The organism is Arthrobacter sp. AFG7.2 (assembly GCF_002892835.1).
GTDB lineage: Bacteria > Actinomycetota > Actinomycetes > Actinomycetales > Micrococcaceae > Arthrobacter.
In genome coordinates, this window is the sequence record NZ_PJMB01000004.1 from 262,002 (window position 1) to 279,134 (window position 17,133).

The following is a 17,133-nucleotide window of genomic DNA, read 5'->3' on the forward strand; positions in this document are numbered from 1 at the left end:
GCGCCCCACCGGGCACTGGCAGGACGCCTTCCTTGTCTAGGGGCTCAGCGCTTTAGTGGCGGCGCGCTTTAGCCGGCCGGGGTAAACGGACGCGTCCGGCGGCGGAGTGCCACCGCCGCTCCTGCCGCTGCCAAAGCTCCCAGTCCAGCAAGCCAGGAGGGGGCGCTCTCAGAGCCACCGATGGCGGTCTGCGCGTTGTACCCCTGGTTGGTTCCCAGCGAGCTGGCGGCGGGGGAGGCGCCTGTAACTGCCGTAGGCCGCCCCTGCTGCTTGTCGGTCTTGGCCTGCGCGGCGGCCGGGACAGCAGTTGCCGGCTGTTCAGCCGCAGGAGTTTGTGCGGACGTCCCGGCGGTTGGCTGCTCCGTCCCGGTTTGCTCGACGACGACTGGCTGCTCCCCGGGAGGATCGATTACTGGAGTGTCCGTCGGAGTTTCGACAGGGGGCGGGTCCACCTCACCAGCCGGCGGGTCGACCTGGTCAGCCGGGGGGTCGACCTGGTCAGCCGGGGGGTCGACCTGGTCAGCCGGGGGGTCGACCTGGTCAGCCGGGGGGTCGACCTGGTCAGCGGGCGGGTCCACCTCGTCAGCGGGCGGGTTCACCTCCGGCAGCGTTTCGCCCGGCGGCAACGCCGCGCATTTGTCGGCGTAGAGAAGCTTTCCGGCGTCCGTCCAGTTCTTGCCTGGCGACGTGGATGTGGGCGGAATGATGTCCAGCGGATGCTGATCGTGGCCTGCCAGGCCGTTGACATTGAATTCCAGCGGCTTCCAGCTGCCGCCGTCGCTGTGGCAGACGATGACTCTTTCAGGCGCTGCCATGGCCGGTGCCGTCACGCTGATCAGCCCCAGCCCGACGACCCCCAAAGCGGCAAAGGTACGTTTCATTGTTTTCTCCCCAGGTTTTGATGTGAAACGGACCATGATGGGAGGGCCAGCACTTGCGGCGAATGCCCCAGCAGCACGGTCAGCTTGCTTGAGATTTCAGGCTAGGTGGCCAGCCGGAACCGATCCTGAGTAGGGGGTACTCGTCTTTTCCGGTACCGGGTCAATGTGGTTACTTGCGGGTACCCGCATCGTGAAGGGACTAAAGCACTGGCTACCTGCACGCCGGGCGGGTACCTTGTCCGGCGATCCGGGCGCGCTTAATGTTGGAGCAACGAAAGGTGCGTGAGTTTCATGGAAATCTTCATGTGGTGGCTGGATCTGGACCTGGCCAGCAAGGAATGGCTGCGGGAGAACCTTCGTGCCGACGAACTGCCCCTGCCTGTGCTCCAGGGAATTGCGGAAGCGGGCGGGCCGCACCCCGACAATCCCGCCGGGGTCCTGACTCCGGCGGACTGGGACTTCATCGAAACCCAGTCTGAATTTGTGGACTGAGTCTTCCGCGGGCCTGCACGGGGAGGAAAAAACCGTTGCGGGTCACCGGGGGCGGTGGTTGCATGGTGGGCATGACAACCGCAGAGAGTTTTGTCTTAGCGATCGGCACCAAGAAGGGCCTGTGGCTGGCGACCAGCCCGGACAGGCGTCAATGGTCCTTCACCGGCCCGCATTTCCTGATGAGCGAGATCCCCAGTATCGGTATTGACACCAGGGAAGGCCGGACCCGGATCATGGTGGGGGTCCGCAGCGAGCATTGGGGTCCCACCGTTGCACACTCCGACGACCTGGGTGCCACCTGGTCGGAGCCGGAGCAGGGCGCCGTCAAGTTTCCGGAGGACACCGGTGCCGCGCTGGAGCGCATCTGGCAGATCTATCCGGACGCACAGTCCCGTCCCGGCGTCGTATGGGCCGGGGCGGAACCCATATCGGTCTGGAAGTCCACCGACGGCGGTGAGCACTTCGAACTGAACCGGGGCCTTTGGGACCATCCGCACCGCAGCGAGTGGGGCGCGGGCTACGGCGGTGCCGCCGCCCACTCCATCGTGGTCCATCCGGCCGGGGAAACAGTCCACGTGGCCATGAGTACCGGAGGCGTTTACCGCTCCCTCGACGGCGGCGCCTCCTGGGAGCCGCGCAACCGCGGAATTTCGGCCTACTTCATGCCTGACCCCAACCCGGAGTTCGGGCAGTGCGTCCACAAGATCGCGGGGGATGCCGCCGTCGAAGGCCGCCTCTACGCCCAGAACCACCACGGCGTCTACCGCACGGACGACAACGCAGAGACCTGGAACTCCATCGCGGAGGGCCTGCCTGCCGACTTCGGCTTTGTGATGCTGACCCATCCCCGCCGCGAAGGCACGGCATGGGTGGTCCCCCTGAAGGCTGACGGCGAACGTATCCCGCCGGATGGGGAGCTCGCCGTCCACCGGACGGACGACGCCGGGTCCAGCTGGACAAGGCTTAGCAACGGCCTTCCCACCGGGGAGTACAACAGCGTCCTGCGCGACGCCGCGTCCGTGGACACGGCTGAGCCGGCCGGAGTCTATTTCGGAACCCGCGGCGGCACCGTCTACGCAAGCGCGGACGAGGGCGGGACATTCCAGGAGGTGGTGTCCCACCTTCCGGACGTGCTGTGTGTCCGGGCGGCCGTGGTAGCGGGTGCCTGACAGCGCCGTGGGGGACATCAAGGTGGTGCTTCCCAGCGTCCTGCAGCCACTGGCCGGCGGGCAGTCCGTCCTGACTGCGCCCGCCGACGGGCCGGTAACGGTGGGAAAACTGCTGGATGCGGTGACCTCGGATTTCGCAGTGCTGGGCCGGCGGCTCCGTGACGAGACCGGCGCACTGCGGCGCTTCGTGAACGTGTATGTGGGCGGAGACGAGGTCCGGCGGCTGCAGGGCCTGGACACCGAGGTGGCGCCGGGGCAGGAAGTGCTGGTCATCCAGTCCGTTGCCGGAGGCTAGGGAAGCGCTACGGGTCGGGAGGCTGCCGCGCGGCGGGCAGCCCATCGTGGCTTCACCCGCTGCGCGGTGTCCGTATGGCGTCAGGCAACCAGCCAGACGCTGCATTCGTCCGTATTGACGGCTTTACGCAGGCCGGTGAGCCGGTCCAGGATCCAGATGACGCCGATGCCCGGAGCTGTTTCCTGGACGCTCCCGCGGCGGATCACCACGTCATCGTAGGAGGGCCCGACGGACAGGCGGGCTTCTATCTCGTCGCCGCGGTGGAGCTGGTCCAGGGCGCGGACCCGGGTTACATGTGGTGTCGCTTTCTGCTTCATGGCGGGGCCTCTCGGCTGGGGCTGGTGCCGGCTCTTGCCTGCAGAATCAACTGTGCCCGGGCAATGTTGCGCCTGCGTTTCCCGGCGGTTAGGCGCGGGTTAGTTCTTCGCGCCGGAGTTGTTTCCCGGGCAGGCCATCGGGCACAACAACAGGGCAAGGCTCGACGGCGCGAGCGGCTTCGGAGCCCTACGGCAGTTCGACGCTGCTGCGGTAGGCCGCCAGGAAAGTGGAAATGCGGTGCACAGCCTCCCGGATGTCCAGGACGGATGGAAGGATCACGAAGCGGAAGTGGTCAGGCGTGGGCCAATTGAAGGCAGAGCCATGCGAAACGAGGATCTTCTGGTCCTTCAGCAGGTCAAGGACAAACTGCTCGTCGCTGCTGATGGGATAGAGCTCCGGATCAAGGCGCGGGAACAGGTACATGGCCCCCGCCGCGGGAATACACGTCACGCCCGGGATCTCCGTCAGGAGCTGGTAGGCGAGATCCCGCTGTTCCCGGAGCCTGCCGCCGGGCCGCACCAGCGCCTCGATGCTTTGGTAGCCGCCAAGGCAGGTCTGGATGGCATGCTGGGCGGGAACGTTGGGGCACAGCCGCAGTGAGGCCAGCAGCTCCAGCCCCTCACGGTAGGCCGCAGTGGCGGCGAGGGGCCCGGTCACGGCCACCCAGCCGGCGCGGTAGCCGGGCATCCGGTAGGCCTTGGACAGGCCGCTGAACGTCAGGCAGCAGACGTCCTCGGCCACGGCGGCGGTGTGGATGTGCTGCGCTTCCTCATAGAGGACCTTCTCGTAGATCTCGTCCGAAAACAGGACCAGGTGGTGTTTCCGGGCCAGTGCCGCAAACTGCTCCAGGATGTGCCGCGGGTAGACGGCGCCGGTGGGATTGTTGGGATTGATGATCACAATGCCCTTGGTACGGCTGGTGATCTTGGCCTCGACGTCGGCCATGTCCGGCCACCAGTTCTCCCCCTCGTCGCAGAGGTAATGCACCGGCTCGCCCCCGGTGAGCGTGACGGCGGCAGTCCACAGCGGATAGTCCGGCGCCGGGACCAGGATCTCGTCGCCGTTCTCCATGAAGGCCTGCAGGCACATCGAGATGAGCTCGCTGACGCCGTTGCCAACGAAGATGTCCTCCACACCGATCTGCATCAGGCCGCGCGTCTGGTAGTACTGCGAGATGGCGGTCCGGGCGGAAAAGATCCCCTTCGAATCGCTGTACCCCTGGGCACCCCGCAGGTGGTGGATCATATCCACCACCACGGACTCCGGCGTCTCCAGGCCAAACGGGGCCGTGTCCCCAAGATTCATCTTGAGGATCCGGTGCCCCTCGGCCTCCATGGCTTTGGCAGCCTGGAGGATAGGTCCGCGGAGTTCGTACCGGACGTTCTGGAGCTTGCTGGAGTGCTGCATGGGGCGCATGGTTGATTTTTTCACAAACGGACGACGCCGGCGTCCGCTCACGGCGCCAGCCGGTCGCCTTTCCGGTGCACGCGGTACCAGCGGTACCCGTACCGCTCCAGCTCCACGGTAAAGCCGCCGCCGGGCTCCAGTGGAATGTTGTCGCCGTCGAAAAGGTCCAGCAGGATGGCGTCCTTGAATGCATTCCGCGGCCCGTCTCCGGCGCCCACCGAGCCGCTAACTTTTACCGGGTCCTCGCCGAAGTTGTGCAGGAGCACCAGGACGCCGCCGTCCGAACTGAGCGTGTGGGCGAAGACGGCTGGTTCGGGCTGGTCGATGGTGGCGAATTCTCCCCAGCCCAGCTCAGCTGATTCCCGGTAGCGCCGGATCAGCGTGTTCATGAAGTTGAACAGCGAGTCCGGATCGCGTTTGGCGGCCGCGGCGTTGACGTTTTCAGGACCATAGTCGCCCCGGACCACGGGGGCCACGAGGTCGGCTGCTTTGGCGCTGGAGAATCCGCCATTCTTCTCGTTGTTCCATTGCATCGGGGTACGGACTGCGGCGCGGCTTTTCTGGCCCAGGTCCTCGCCCATGCCGATTTCCTCGCCGTAGAACAGCACGGGTGTTCCGGGCAGGGAAAACATGAGCGAGTACACCATCCTGAGCCGCCCCTGGTCGCCGCCGAGCATGGGAGGCAGCCGCCGGCGCAGGCCGCGCCCGTAGATCTGCATGTTCTTTTCCGGCCCGAAGGCGGCGAACACCTCCTGGCGCTCGCCGTCCGTAAGCTTGTCCAGGGTGAGTTCGTCGTGGTTGCGGACGAACATGGCCCACTGGTTGTCCGGATGCAGCGGAGGACGGCTCTTCAGAGTCTCTGCCAAGGGCCGGGCATCCTGGCGGGCAAGGGAGAGGTAGATGTGCTGCATGGACATGAAGTCGAACTGCATGTTGAGTTCGTTTCCGTCCGGTCCGCCGAAGTACTCCACCTGCTCCTTGTACGGCAGGTTGACTTCTCCCAGCAGCACGGCGCTGCCGTTGCGGCGGCTCACGAAACTGCGCAGCGCTGCGAGGGAACCGTGCGGATCCAGCTTGGCGGCTTCATCCCTGGGCTGCCCACGGGTTTCCAGGAAGAAGGGCACGGCGTCCAGTCGGAAACCGTCCAGCCCCAGTTCCAGCCAGAGCCCCATGGCTTTGGCAATTTCGTTGCGTACGGCGGGGTTGGCGACGTTAAGGTCGGGCTGGTGCTTGGCGAACATGTGCAGGTACCACTCGCCGGTGGTGTCGTCCTTTTCCCACAGGGAGTCTTCTTCGCCCGGGAACACTACTTCCGAGGATGTGTCCGGGGGAGTGTCGCTGCGCCACACATAGTAGTCGCGGTACTTATTGTCCGTGGACTTCCGTGCCTCCACGAACCAGGGGTGCTGGTTGGAGGTGTGGTTGACGACGAAATCGGCGATGACCCGCATGCCCCGGTCCTTGGCCGCCCGGATGAACTCCACCACGTCCCCCATGGTGCCCAGACGGGAATCCACGGTGAAGAAGTCCGTCACGTCGTACCCGTCATCCCGGTCCGGCGAGGGGTAAAAGGGCATTAGCCAGATGCAGGTCACACCTAATGCCGCGAGGTAGTCCACCCGCTGGGTGAGGCCCGCGAAATCGCCTGTGCCGTCGCCGTCGTCATCAAAGAACGTCTCAACGTCGAGGCAGTAGATGACGGCGTTCTTCCACCACAGGTCTGAAGTTTCGGCGATCCTCATGCCGAAGTGCCCGACGCCGGCTCGGCAGCGGAGGCGACAAGCTGGGGCTCAGCGGGGGTTCCGTTAGTGGTGCCGCCGGGAGTGCGCAGTTGCGGCAGGACCTTCGCGGCGAACGCGTCGATGAACGGAGCCTGCTTTTGGCCGACAAAGTGCAGGTAGAGCTCGTCGAAGCCCAGCTCCGCGTACCCGGAGAGCCAGTCGAGGTGCTGTTCCAGGCTTGCTGAAATGTTCACTGTTGCACGGACCTGCTCCTCTGTGACGTGCTCCCCCACGAGGTCAAAGTGTCCGGCCGTGGGCAGGTCCCAGGGGATGGGCGGCTGATAGGTGTTGGTCCTCCACTGGTCCAGGGCGGTGGCCACTGCTTCTTCCTCGGTCCCGGCCCATGACAGATGTACCTGCAGGGCGGCTTTGCCGCGGCCGCCGTTGTCCCGGTAGGCGGCGAGCATGTCCCGAAGCTTTTCCGGAGGCTGGTTCACCGTGACCAGGCCATCCGCCCAGGCGGCCGCCCGGCGCGCGGTGTCCACGCTGACGGCGGGAGCAATGAGCGGCGGAGGAATGTCCGGAACGTCCCAGATCCTGGCCTGCTCCACGGTGACCAGGCCGCGGTGGGTGACTTCTTCGCCGCGGTGCAGCTGCCGGATCACGTCAACGCATTCCTCGAGCCGGCGCTGGCGGATGTCCTTGGCGGGCCAGCCGTCCCCCGTAATGTGCTCGTTCATGTTTTCGCCGCTGCCCGGGGCGAACCAGAAGCGGTCCGGAAACATGCCCGCCAGCGTTGCCGAGGCGTGCGCGATGATGGCCGCATGGTACCGCTGGCCCGGTGCCGTCACCACGCCAAAGCGCAAATTGGTGGTGGCCAGCGCTGCCCCCAGCCAGGACCAGGCGAAGCCGGAGTGTCCCTGCCTGGCGGACCACGGCTCGATATGGTCGGAGCACATGGCGGCTTCGAATCCTGCCTGTTCAGCGTGCTGGACGTCTTTAAGCAGCTGGCCGGGACTGATTTGTTCGTGGGAGGCGTGGAAGCCGACGGTAACCATCGTTAACCTCTACCGTCTGCGGTGGTGCCGTGTCGAGGGCTGCCTGTCTTGACGCCAGGACACGAAGCCCCCGCCGGCCACTTGTCAGATAAGTTTGTCACTTGTAGTACTGCGCATCCCGGAACTCCTGCGCAGGAGCGGAACTGAAAGGAAGAACCACTCGTGGGCGGTGTGCTGATCGGGCTGGCGGTGATCGGCGTCGTGATTGCCGTGGGGTATATCGCCGCACGCTGCGGACTCGGTGGGGAGCCCACGGTTTCGGCGCTGACCCGTACTGCCTTCTTCATCACCAACCCCGTCCTGCTGTTCACGGTGGTCCTGGAATCCGACCTCACCGTGGTCTTCTCCGCGTACGTTCCGCTGGCGCTGATGACGGCGGTTGCCACAGCCCTGTTGTATGTCCTGGCCAGCCGGCTGTGGTTCCGCCGGCCGCTGGCCGAGACCACGATCGGTGCGATGGCCAGTTCCTACGTCAACGCCAACAACATCGGCATTCCCATCACGCTGTACGCCCTGGGCGATGCAACCCCGGTGGCCCCTGTCCTGCTGGTCCAGCTGCTCCTGTTCGCCCCGCTGGTCCTTACCGTGCTTGATCTCTCCGGGGCCGGCCGGTTTTCGCCCCGCCTGCTGCTCACCCAGCCGTTCCGGAACCCCATGATCATCGCCTCCCTGCTGGGCGTGGTGCTGGCGGCCTTCAACGTTGAGCTTCCGGATCCGGTGATGGCGCCGCTGACTCTCCTGGGCGGCGCGGCGGTCCCGGTGGTGCTGCTGGCCTTCGGCATGTCGCTGCATGGCACCCGCATGCTGCAAAGCGGCGGCCACACGGCGGAAATCCTTACGGCCACCGCGCTGAAGTCCGCGGTGATGCCGGCGCTGGCGTTCGTCGTCGGACGCTTTGTGTTTAACCTGGACCAGCACATGCTCCTGGGCGTGGTGCTCATGGCGGCGCTTCCCTCGGCCCAGAACGTGTTCCTTTTTGCGGGCAAATACGGGCGGGGAGTCGCCGTGGCCCGCGAAACGATTCTCCTCTCGACGGCGGCGGCCGCCCCGGCGCTGATCCTCATCGTCTGGCTGCTGGCCGGGTAGGACGCCAGCGCGTTGGGCTTCCGCGAGCGGCGGTTGCCGGGCAAGAATGGGCAGCATGGAACTTCCCGTGATGCCGCCCGTCCCGCCCATGCTCGCGAAGGCCGTCAGCGGCATCCCTGAAGGAGAGCTCAGCTATGAGCCCAAGTGGGACGGCTTCCGGTCCATCATCTTCCGGGACGGCGACGACCTGGAGATCGGCAGCCGGAACGAAAAGCCCATGACCCGCTACTTCCCGGAACTGGTCGAGGCGCTGAAGGAGAACCTGCCGCCGCGCTGCGTTGTGGACGGCGAGATCATCCTGATCGGTTCCTCGGGCGACCGGCTGGATTTCGACGCCCTCCAGCAGCGCATCCATCCTGCGGCGAGCCGGGTCAAACTGCTCGCAGAGCAGACACCTGCCTCATTTGTGGCGTTCGACCTGCTGGCCCTTGGCGACGACGACTACACGGGACGGCCTTTTACCGAGCGGCGGGCGGCCCTCGAGAAGGCGCTCTCGGCAAGCAAAGCGCCGGTCCACCTCACCGCCGCCACCACGGACAAGGACACGGCCGGCCAGTGGTTCAACCAGTTCGAGGGGGCCGGGCTGGACGGCATCGTGGCCAAGCGGCTGGATGGCCGGTACGAACCCGATAAGCGGGTGATGTTCAAGACCAAGCATGAACGCACCGCCGACTGTGTGGTGGCCGGCTACCGCCTGCACAAGAGCGGGCCGGACGCCATCGGCTCGCTGCTGCTCGGCTTGTACAAGGACGACGGCGGCCTGGCGAGCGTGGGCGTCATCGGCGCCTTCCCGATGAAGCGCCGGAAGGAGCTGTACGAGCAACTCCAGCCGCTGGTCACGGATTTTGAGGGCCACCCGTGGGCCTGGGGCAAGCAGGAGGAAGGCGAAAGGACCCCGCGGAACGCCGAAGGCAGCCGCTGGAGCGCCGGCAAGGACCTGTCCTTCGTGCCGTTGAGTCCGGAACTGGTGGTGGAGGTCCGGTACGACCACATGGAAGGCGACCGGTTCCGCCACACGGCGCAGTTCAACCGCTGGCGGCCGGACCGGGAACCGGAGTCATGCACTTATGCCCAGCTTGAGGAACCCGTCAACTTCGACTTGGCGTCCGTGCTGGCGACGGGCCGGCCCTGACGCGCCTAGGGCTTCGCCACGTCCAGTACGCTCCAGAGGCCGTCCGCGCGGCACGGAATCGAGGCTTGAACCAGCGCCTGGCTGTGCGGGTGCCCGGGCGCCGCGAAGAAGTCCTTTGTTTCCGCCACCTCCACGACGCGCCCCTCCAGCAGGACCGCAACCCGGTCGCACATGTACCGGACCACATCCATGTCGTGCGAGATGACAATCAGGGACAGGTTCCGTTCACGCTGCAGGCGCAGCAGCAGGTTCAGGATGGTGCGTTGCGTGAGGGCGTCGAGTGCCGAGGTTGCTTCGTCACAGATCAGGACCTGCGGTTCCAGCAGCAGGGCACGCGCGATCGTGGCGCGCTGCAGCTGCCCCCCTGAGCACTGGCCGGGCCGCTTGTCCAGCAAGGCGGCATCCAGTTCGACCTCGGCCATCACGGCCGCAATCCGCTCGTCACGCTGTTCCGGTGAAAGATCATGGCTTGGGCGCAGCGGGGCCTGCAGGCTGGTGCGCAGCGTCATCCGCGGGTCAAAAGCGCTGTGCGGTTCCTGGAACACGAGCTGCACGGCGGTGCCTTCACGCGGTCCCGCTGTGTCCAGCTGCCGGAAGATGGAGCCTGTGCTCGCCGCCTCCAGGCCCACAATGGCCTTGGCCAGGGTGCTCTTGCCGGACCCGGACTGGCCCAGGACACCCAGGATCTCCCCGCGCTTGAGGGTCAGCGAAACGTCCTGCAGCGCGGCGTGGCCCAGCTTCCGCCGCGATCCGAAGTGCTTGCCTACGCCGTCCAGCACCAGGATGTCGCGCTCCCTGGAGGGCGGACGGCGGCGGGATTCCGGCGCCAGGCGCGCGGCCGCCAGCAGCTCGCGGGTGTAGTCCGTCCTGGGCCTGGTGAGGAGTTCCCCGGCGGGACCCGCCTCAACAATACTGCCCGCGTTCATCACCAGCACCCGGTCTGCGTAGGCGGCAACGGACGCGATGTTGTGGGTGATGTAGAGAATCCCCAGGCCGCGTTCCCGGCGCTCCCGGTCCAGCAGCTGCAGGATCTGGCGCTCCAGCACCTTGTCCAGCGCCGACGTCGGCTCGTCCGCCAGCAGCATCCCGGGCTGCCCGGCCAGGGCCACGGCCGTCATGGCGCGCTGGGCCATGCCGCCGGAGAGCTGGTGGGGATAGGCGCGGATTCCCTTGGCAGGATCGGCGAAGCCCACCTCCTCGAGCAGCTCCAGTGCCTTGCTGCGCGCCTTCGAGCCGCGCAGGCCGGCATGCAGGCGCAGCGGTTCTTTGAGGTGCTGCTCAATGGTCCGGTTCGGGTTGAACATCCGCTTGGGCTGCTGGAACAGCATCCCAAGCCGGCCGCCGCGCACCGAGTTGAGCTGGTGCTCGGAAGCGCGGGTCAGGTCCAGGTCCCCGAGCCGGATGGAACCGCCGGTGATGCCCAGGCTGGGCGGCAGCAGCTGCAGGCAGGACATGGCGGTCAGCGTCTTGCCGGAGCCGGAACTGCCCACCAGGGCCACAAATTCGCCGGGTTCCACGGACAGGGAAACATCGGAAAGCAGGGGTCCGCCGGACGTCCCGCCGTCGTGAGTCTTGTGGCCCACCTGCAGGCCGTCCAGGACCAGGCCCGCGTTCACAGGGTTCATTTTTCCGCCATCTGCGGCATGAGCAGCGGTGCCGCGGCCATGTGGGCTGCCCGCTGGCCGATCAGGGTCACGCAGAGGGCAACCGTGAAAATGACCAGGCCGGGAGCGAGGATCCCCAGCGGCGCGCGGTCCGCGAACGGTTGGGCCGCCGCCAGCATGGAGCCCCAGTCCGACTGCGGCGGCTGGACGCCCAGGCCCAGGTAGGAGAGGGCGCCCACGCTGATGAGCAGGTGCCCGAACCGCAGCGTCGCCTGGCCCAGGACCGGGGCTGCGAGGTGCGGCAGAACGTGCCGGAAGATGATGAACCGCGGCGTGCAGCCCACCACGCGGGCAGCGTCCACGAAGCCCCGGGCCGAGACATCGTAGGCCAGCGTGCGGGCAAGCCGGGCGAAGGGCGTCCAGCCGGTGACCACGAGCGCCAGCAGCAGCGGCCCGAAGCCCGTACCCAGCGCCGCCACGATGAACAGCGCCACCACCATCTCCGGCAATGCCAGCAGGACGTCGTTGGTGCGGGTCAGGAACTCATCCACCCAGCCCCGCCGCCTGGCGCTCAGGATGCCGATCCCCACGCCCAGAAGGCAGGTCAGCAGCGTGGCCAGGGCGGCCACGGACATGGAGAACCTGCCCCCTTCGAGGATCCGGCTCAGGGTGTCCCGCCCGAGGTTGTCCGTTCCCAGCCAGTGCCCCGCTGAAGGTGGAGCCAGGCGTTCGGCCAGGTTCTGCTCCGCCGGCGGGTAGGGCGAGATCCACGGGGCGAGCAGGACCGCCAGCACAATCAGGGCAAGAACGGCCGCGGCCAGTGTGGTGACGTTGAATTGTTTACGCAAGGGAAGCTCCCACCGTGCGGCTGAGGAAGCGGTGCACGAAATCCGCCAGCGTGGTCACGCCGACGGCGAGGGCCACCACTACCACCACGCCGCCCTGGGCGAGCGGGATATCGCTGTTGACGACGGCGTCGAAAAGCAGCCTTCCCATGCCGGGCACGGCGAAAATGACCTCCACAATGACCGATCCGCCCAGCAGGCCGGCGAACCAGACGGCGAACAGGGTGGAGAGCGGCACCAGCCCGTTCGGCACCACGTGGCGGAGTATGGCCTGGCCTTGGCTCAGCCCCCGGGCGCGGGCGGCGGGCACGTGCTCGGCCGCCGCCGCATCGATGATGCCGGTCCGTACAGCTGACGTGAAGAAGCTGATGGGACGCAGAGCCAGCGTCAGTGCGGGCAGGACGGCGGACGAGAGGTCGTTCCATCCGGCCGTGGGCAGGACGGACAGCTTCAGGGCAAAGACCAGCACCAGCACGGGAGCCACCCAGTATTCCGGCATGGCAATCAGCGCCTGGGTGACGGCGGTAATGGCCTTGTCCGCGGTGCTTCCCGGGCGCAGTCCCGCGACGATCCCCAGCGGGAGGGCTATGGCCGCGGCCAGGACCAGGGCCATGGTGACCAGGCTGAGCGTGACGGAGAGGGCCGGGAGCACCTGCTCTGCCACCGGCGTGCGGCTGACGAAGGAGAGTCCCATGTCGCCGCTGAAGAAGTCCCCGAGCCAGCGGAAGTACTGGACGGCCAGGGGATCGTTCAGGCCAAGGCTCTCGCTGAGGCCCTGCACTGCGGACTCGTCAATGGCGTCCCCCGCAACCCGCGACCGGATGATCTTCCGGACGGGATCACCCGGCGTGAAGTACGGGATCAGGAACACCGCAAAAGAGGACACCACAACGGCGGCCACCAGGGTGGCCGTCCGTTTGGTGATGAACTGCAGCATTCGCGGCGGGTTTTCGGGGAGGGACTAGGAGGCGGCTTTGGCCGTCTTCGCAGTCAGCACATAGCGGGACAGCGGGTCCTGCACGTAGCCAAGGACATTGGTCCGGATGGCGTCCGTGGCCTGCTCGTTGACCAGCCAGGCGTTGACAGCCTTGTCCTGAAGGATCTGCCCTGCCTCTGCGTAGAGCTTGTAGCGTTCGTTCGTGTCGACTGTTGTGGCGGCTTCGGCGATGATCCGGTCGTACTCCGGGTCGCAGAAGTGGCTCAGGTTGTAGGTGCCCTTGCACGTGTAGTCGGCGGTGAGGAATCCGATGGGATCGGCGATGTCGATCAGCCGGTTCCGCTGGCTGAGCAGCATGTCGTAGTTGCCGGCCAGGACGTCAGGCTCGGCGGAGGCGTATTCCTTGGACTGGATGGAGACGGGGATGCCGATGTTCTTCAGGTTTTCCTGGACGACGGCGGCAACGTCGGCGAATTCGGCGCGCTCCACGATGGCGATGATTTCCAGGGGGCGGTCGGCGGTGTAGCCGGAACTGGCGAGCAGCTTCCGGGCGTCCTCCAGGTTTTGCTGCTGCTTGTCCTGCTTTTCGCCTGCCCAGGGCTCGGAGGGCGCGAACGGTCCGGTGGCGGGCAGGGCGGCACCCTCGTAGACGCTGGCTGCCAGGGCGTCGAGGTCCAGCGCCTCGCGAATGGCCTTGCGGACGTCAACGTTGTCCAGCGGCGCACGGCCGTTGTTCATGTAGAGCGTGGCAGTGCGGGGGGAATCGGCACCCAGCACGGAGACGCCGTCGTCCGCCTTCAGCGCCGCGAGCCCCGCGACGGGGATGCTGAGCGAGATGTCAGCTTCGCCGGTCTGCACCTGGGCGGCGCGAGTGGCGCCATTGGTGATGAAGCGGATCTCGGCGCCCGCGAGCTGCACGCCGCCGCCCCAGTAATTCTCGTTGCGGTCCAGCGTGAGGGACTGCTTTGCCTTCTCGGAAACGGGGGTGAAGGGCCCGGTGCAGTGGCCGAACGGGTCCAGGCCCTCGGCCTTGTAGGCGGCAGGTGCCAGGATTCCGGTGTTGACGCTGGCCAGCCGGTACGGCACCAGCGGGTTCTCGGCGGGCGTGCTGACCCGGACGGTCTCCGCGTCCAGCGCGGTGACGCTGCTGATCATGGTCCGGTTGAACGCCCGGGCGGGGACCTTTGCGTCCAGGACGTGGTTGAGGGCGGACACCACGGACTCGGCGGTGAGTTCGGTGCCGTCCTGGAACGTAACGCCCTGGCGGAGGCTGAAGTCCCAGTCCAGGGGCGACGACTGCTTCCATTCCGTCGCCAGGAAGGGGACCACTTTGCCCTCGGCCTGATCGTACTTCGTGAGGGTCTCGAGGCAGCCCGAGAGGGACAGGATGTAGGCGGCGTCGGACTCGACGGCCCAGTTGGCGACGGGTGCCCGGAAGTTGTCCACCACAATCCGCTGGCTGGTATCCGCCGCAGCGCTGGGCTGGGTGGACTGGGTCTGGGTGCCGCTGAAGCCGCAGCCGGTGAGGGCCAGGGCGGCTGCCACAGCCATCAGGACGCGGGGACGGAGGATCGAACGCACAGGAAACCGCCTTGCAGGGCTGCCTCGGGGAAGGGCAGAAATAGAAAAGGGGACGACTTAGGGTAGCCTTCCCTTTCCGCAAACCGTGAATCCATGACGTGGCTGGCGGGCGTCCACGGGAAAGCCCGCCGTTCCGGGTGGAAACGGCGGGCTTTCGAAAAGGAGCAGGACAGGAGCGGAAGCGGCTCCGGCGGAGCTACTTGAGGCCGAGTTGCTGGGTGGGGATCTTGTACGACTCCTTGGCCGTCAGCGCTGAGATGGCGGCGATGCCGGCGATTACTGCGGTGAAGATGCTGATCTGGACCCAGCCGCCGGGCTTGATGCCGCCCATTGCGGCCACGATTGCCGGCGCGAAGCCTGCCATCAGGAAGCCAAGCTGGGTTCCGATGGCCAGGCCCGAGAAGCGGACCTTGGTGCTGAACATCTCGGCGTAGAAGGACGGCCAGACGGCGTTTGAAGCTGCGTAGCCGCAGGAGAACATGCCGATGGCGGCCAGGAACATCAGCGGGACGCTGCCGGATTCCAGGCTGAGCAGGAAGGCCGGGGTGAGCGCGGCACTGGACAGGGCTCCGTAGATGAAGACGGGCTTGCGGCCGATCTTGTCCGCCAGCATGCCGAACAGCGGCTGGGTGCCGAGTGCCACGAGGTTGGCGCCGACCACGAGCCACAGGGTGGTGGTGCCGTCCACGCCGGCGACGGTCTTGGCGTAGCTGATGGCCAGGGTGCCGAACACCGTGGAGACGGCGGCGATGAAGGCGCAGCAGATGACGCGGAGCACGTCGCGCCAGTGGCCTTTGAGCAGGTCGGCAACCGGGAGCTTGGAGATCTGGGCGGACTTCTGGGCTTCCTCGAAGGCCGGCGGCTCGTGCAGGGTGCGGCGGATGATGAACGCAACAACAACGACGACGGCGCTGAGCCAGAAGGGGATGCGCCAGCCGATGCCGTACTTGATTTCGTCCGGGAGGGCCAGGACGGGGATGAAGACCAGGGCGGCGAGGATCTGGCCGCCCTGGGTGCCGGTAAGGGTCCAGGAGGTGAAGAAGGAGCGGCGGTTGTCCGGGGCGTGTTCCAGTGTCATGGAGGAGGCGCCGGCCTGTTCGCCGGCGGCGGAAAGGCCCTGGCACAGCCGGGCCAGCACCAGCAGGGCCGGGGCCCACCAGCCGACGGTGTTGAAGTCCGGCAGGCAGCCGATCAGGAAGGTGGAGGCGCCCATCAGCAGGAGGGTGAACATCAGGACTTTCCTTCGGCCCACCCTGTCGCCGAAGTGGCCCAGGATGACGGCGCCCACGGGACGGGCCACGTAGGCGAAACCGAACGTTGCGAAGGACATGATCGCCGCGTTCGCGTCAGCATCCGGGAAGAAAACCGTGGGGAAGATCAATGCAGCAGCGGAGCCGAAAATGAAGAAGTCGTAGTATTCGACGGCGCTGCCCAGGAAGCTGGCAACGGCCGCTTTCCTGGGTGTGCGGCCGTGCGTGTCAGTGTCCGTTCCGGCGGACGGAAGTGTCTGGCTCATGGAGTTCCTTTGTGTGACGACATTGTCGCGGATGGATCTGGGGGGTCGCAGCCGCCGCTGCCTTGGTGCGGGCGGGGCGCGTTGCGGCTGGAGTCCGATGGAAGACCCGGACGAGTAGCCACATTGTGAGAGCTACTTGTGCGATACAGCAATAATGACTGTGAGCGCGGTCACCTGTCAAGAAAATAATCACCATCTAGAAATAACTCTCACGATGTGGCAACATCGAGTTATGAGTGTGAAGCAAACCACAGCCGATGAAGACGTGGCTGCCGATATCAAAGCCGACGCTAAGCCGGCCAAGGCGGACCGCACTGACATGGTGGGCAAAGCGCTGGGTCTTCTGGTCCTCCTGGGTGACGAGCCGCGCGGAGCCAGCGCCGCGGAAATCTCCCGGCGGGCGGAGCTGCCGTTCAGCACCACCTACCGCCTGCTGGGGTCCCTGACCCGCGACGGGTTCGTTGATTATGAGCCCGACGGCCGCCGGTACCACCTGGGCCTGCGCATTTTCCAGCTTGGCCAGCGGGTCTCCAATCACCACGGCTTTGCGGGTGCGGCGCTGCCGGTCCTCCGGCGCGTTACGGAACAGACGGGCGAGGCCACTATCCTCAGTGTCCGCGACGGCCACCACCACCTCACGGTGAACAAGGTGGATGGTCCGCAGACGTTCCGCGTCACCAGCGATCCCGGCCACCTGGGCGCCCTGCACACCACGTCCGTGGGCAAGGCGCTGGTGGCATTCGCGGACGACGGCGAGCGGCAGCGCCTGGTGGAGGAGCTGGAGCTTGAGCCGCTGACGGAGTTCTCCATCACGGACCGGGACGCCTTCCGGGCGGAAATCGAGCGGGTCCGCGGCCGCGGGTACGCCCTGATGGATGAAGAAAATGAGCTCGGCATGCGTGCCGTGGCGGTCCCGGTCTTCAACTCCCAGGGGCACGCCTTTGCCTCGCTCGCAACGGCGGTACCCGTTTTCCGCCTCAGCGTCGAGGAACTGGTTGCGCAGGTGCCCCTGCTGCAGGAGGCCGCTGCCGAGCTTGCTGCGAGACTGCCGCAGCGCTAAACCGGGCCGCCGGCCCCGATGTTCGCATGTT

General features: G+C 66.5%; 16 protein-coding genes. 6 read left to right on the forward strand and 10 right to left on the reverse strand.

From position 1 onward, the window contains the following. Nucleotides 1–68: 68 nt before the first annotated feature. On the reverse strand, nucleotides 69–881 hold the full coding sequence (locus CXX84_RS09605; RefSeq protein WP_102976475.1) for a hypothetical protein: 813 nt from the start codon (nucleotides 879–881) through the stop codon (nucleotides 69–71). Nucleotides 882–1,172: 291 nt separating this feature from the next. Between CXX84_RS09605 and CXX84_RS09610 the strand changes: the two genes are divergently transcribed. The 3 genes from CXX84_RS09610 (at nucleotide 1,173) to CXX84_RS09620 (ending at nucleotide 2,837) form a co-directional block, all read left to right on the forward strand. Further along, the gene (locus tag CXX84_RS09610) at nucleotides 1,173–1,373 is read left to right on the forward strand and encodes a hypothetical protein (protein WP_102976621.1); all 201 of its coding nucleotides are present in this window, start codon (nucleotides 1,173–1,175) and stop codon (nucleotides 1,371–1,373) included. Nucleotides 1,374–1,435: 62 nt separating this feature from the next. Then, nucleotides 1,436–2,542, forward strand: coding sequence for a WD40/YVTN/BNR-like repeat-containing protein (locus tag CXX84_RS09615; protein ID WP_102976476.1), 1,107 nt, complete (start codon nucleotides 1,436–1,438; stop codon nucleotides 2,540–2,542). A 7-nt stretch (nucleotides 2,543–2,549) separates the two neighbouring features. Next, a complete protein-coding gene (locus CXX84_RS09620) occupies nucleotides 2,550–2,837 on the forward strand; it encodes a MoaD/ThiS family protein (RefSeq protein ID WP_102976622.1) in 288 nt (95 codons plus the stop codon). 80 nt (nucleotides 2,838–2,917) lie between these two features. On the opposite strand, the gene CXX84_RS09625 is transcribed toward CXX84_RS09620, so the two are convergent. From CXX84_RS09625 to CXX84_RS09640, 4 genes are all read right to left on the reverse strand, one after another. Further along, nucleotides 2,918–3,154: a hypothetical protein gene (locus CXX84_RS09625; RefSeq protein ID WP_102976477.1), complete on the reverse strand. Its 237-nt coding sequence runs from the start codon at nucleotides 3,152–3,154 to the stop codon at nucleotides 2,918–2,920. Between the two features lie 187 nt (nucleotides 3,155–3,341). Further along, the gene (locus CXX84_RS09630) at nucleotides 3,342–4,571 is read right to left on the reverse strand and encodes a pyridoxal phosphate-dependent aminotransferase (protein WP_102976478.1); all 1,230 of its coding nucleotides are present in this window, start codon (nucleotides 4,569–4,571) and stop codon (nucleotides 3,342–3,344) included. A gap of 38 nt (nucleotides 4,572–4,609) precedes the next feature. Further along, a complete protein-coding gene (locus CXX84_RS09635; RefSeq protein ID WP_102976479.1) occupies nucleotides 4,610–6,304 on the reverse strand; it encodes an alpha-amylase family protein in 1,695 nt (564 codons plus the stop codon). After that, nucleotides 6,301–7,341: a TIGR03885 family FMN-dependent LLM class oxidoreductase gene (locus CXX84_RS09640; protein WP_102976480.1), complete on the reverse strand. Its 1,041-nt coding sequence runs from the start codon at nucleotides 7,339–7,341 to the stop codon at nucleotides 6,301–6,303. Before CXX84_RS09640 ends, CXX84_RS09635 begins: the two co-directional genes overlap by 4 nt. Nucleotides 7,342–7,503: 162 nt before the next feature. Here CXX84_RS09640 and CXX84_RS09645 point away from each other — a divergent pair, with 162 nt between their 5' ends. Both CXX84_RS09645 and CXX84_RS09650 read left to right on the forward strand, forming a co-directional pair. After that, nucleotides 7,504–8,427, forward strand: coding sequence for an AEC family transporter (locus CXX84_RS09645; protein WP_102976481.1), 924 nt, complete (start codon nucleotides 7,504–7,506; stop codon nucleotides 8,425–8,427). A gap of 55 nt (nucleotides 8,428–8,482) precedes the next feature. Further along, nucleotides 8,483–9,559, forward strand: a complete 1,077-nt coding sequence (locus tag CXX84_RS09650) for an ATP-dependent DNA ligase (RefSeq protein ID WP_102976482.1) — start codon at nucleotides 8,483–8,485, stop codon at nucleotides 9,557–9,559. A gap of 5 nt (nucleotides 9,560–9,564) precedes the next feature. Here CXX84_RS09650 and CXX84_RS09655 read toward each other — a convergent pair whose 3' ends face one another. The 5 genes from CXX84_RS09655 to CXX84_RS09675 form a co-directional block, all read right to left on the reverse strand. Next, a complete protein-coding gene (locus CXX84_RS09655; protein ID WP_102976483.1) occupies nucleotides 9,565–11,184 on the reverse strand; it encodes an ATP-binding cassette domain-containing protein in 1,620 nt (539 codons plus the stop codon). Then, on the reverse strand, nucleotides 11,181–12,011 hold the full coding sequence (locus CXX84_RS09660; protein ID WP_102976484.1) for an ABC transporter permease: 831 nt from the start codon (nucleotides 12,009–12,011) through the stop codon (nucleotides 11,181–11,183). The genes CXX84_RS09655 and CXX84_RS09660 overlap by 4 nt, the downstream gene beginning before the upstream one ends. Continuing rightward, nucleotides 12,004–12,945 (reverse strand): ABC transporter permease, encoded by a 942-nt coding sequence (locus CXX84_RS09665; RefSeq protein ID WP_102976485.1) that lies wholly within the window; start codon nucleotides 12,943–12,945, stop codon nucleotides 12,004–12,006. Before CXX84_RS09665 ends, CXX84_RS09660 begins: the two co-directional genes overlap by 8 nt. Before the next feature lie 24 nt (nucleotides 12,946–12,969). Continuing rightward, nucleotides 12,970–14,496, reverse strand: a complete 1,527-nt coding sequence (locus CXX84_RS09670; protein ID WP_102976623.1) for an ABC transporter substrate-binding protein — start codon at nucleotides 14,494–14,496, stop codon at nucleotides 12,970–12,972. A 226-nt stretch (nucleotides 14,497–14,722) separates the two neighbouring features. Then, nucleotides 14,723–16,042 (reverse strand): MFS transporter, encoded by a 1,320-nt coding sequence (locus tag CXX84_RS09675; protein ID WP_102976486.1) that lies wholly within the window; start codon nucleotides 16,040–16,042, stop codon nucleotides 14,723–14,725. Nucleotides 16,043–16,274: 232 nt separating this feature from the next. On the opposite strand from CXX84_RS09675, the gene CXX84_RS09680 reads away from it, so the two are divergent. Beyond that, on the forward strand, nucleotides 16,275–17,102 hold the full coding sequence (locus CXX84_RS09680; protein WP_189337556.1) for an IclR family transcriptional regulator: 828 nt from the start codon (nucleotides 16,275–16,277) through the stop codon (nucleotides 17,100–17,102). The last annotated feature ends 31 nt before the right edge of the window (nucleotides 17,103–17,133 follow it).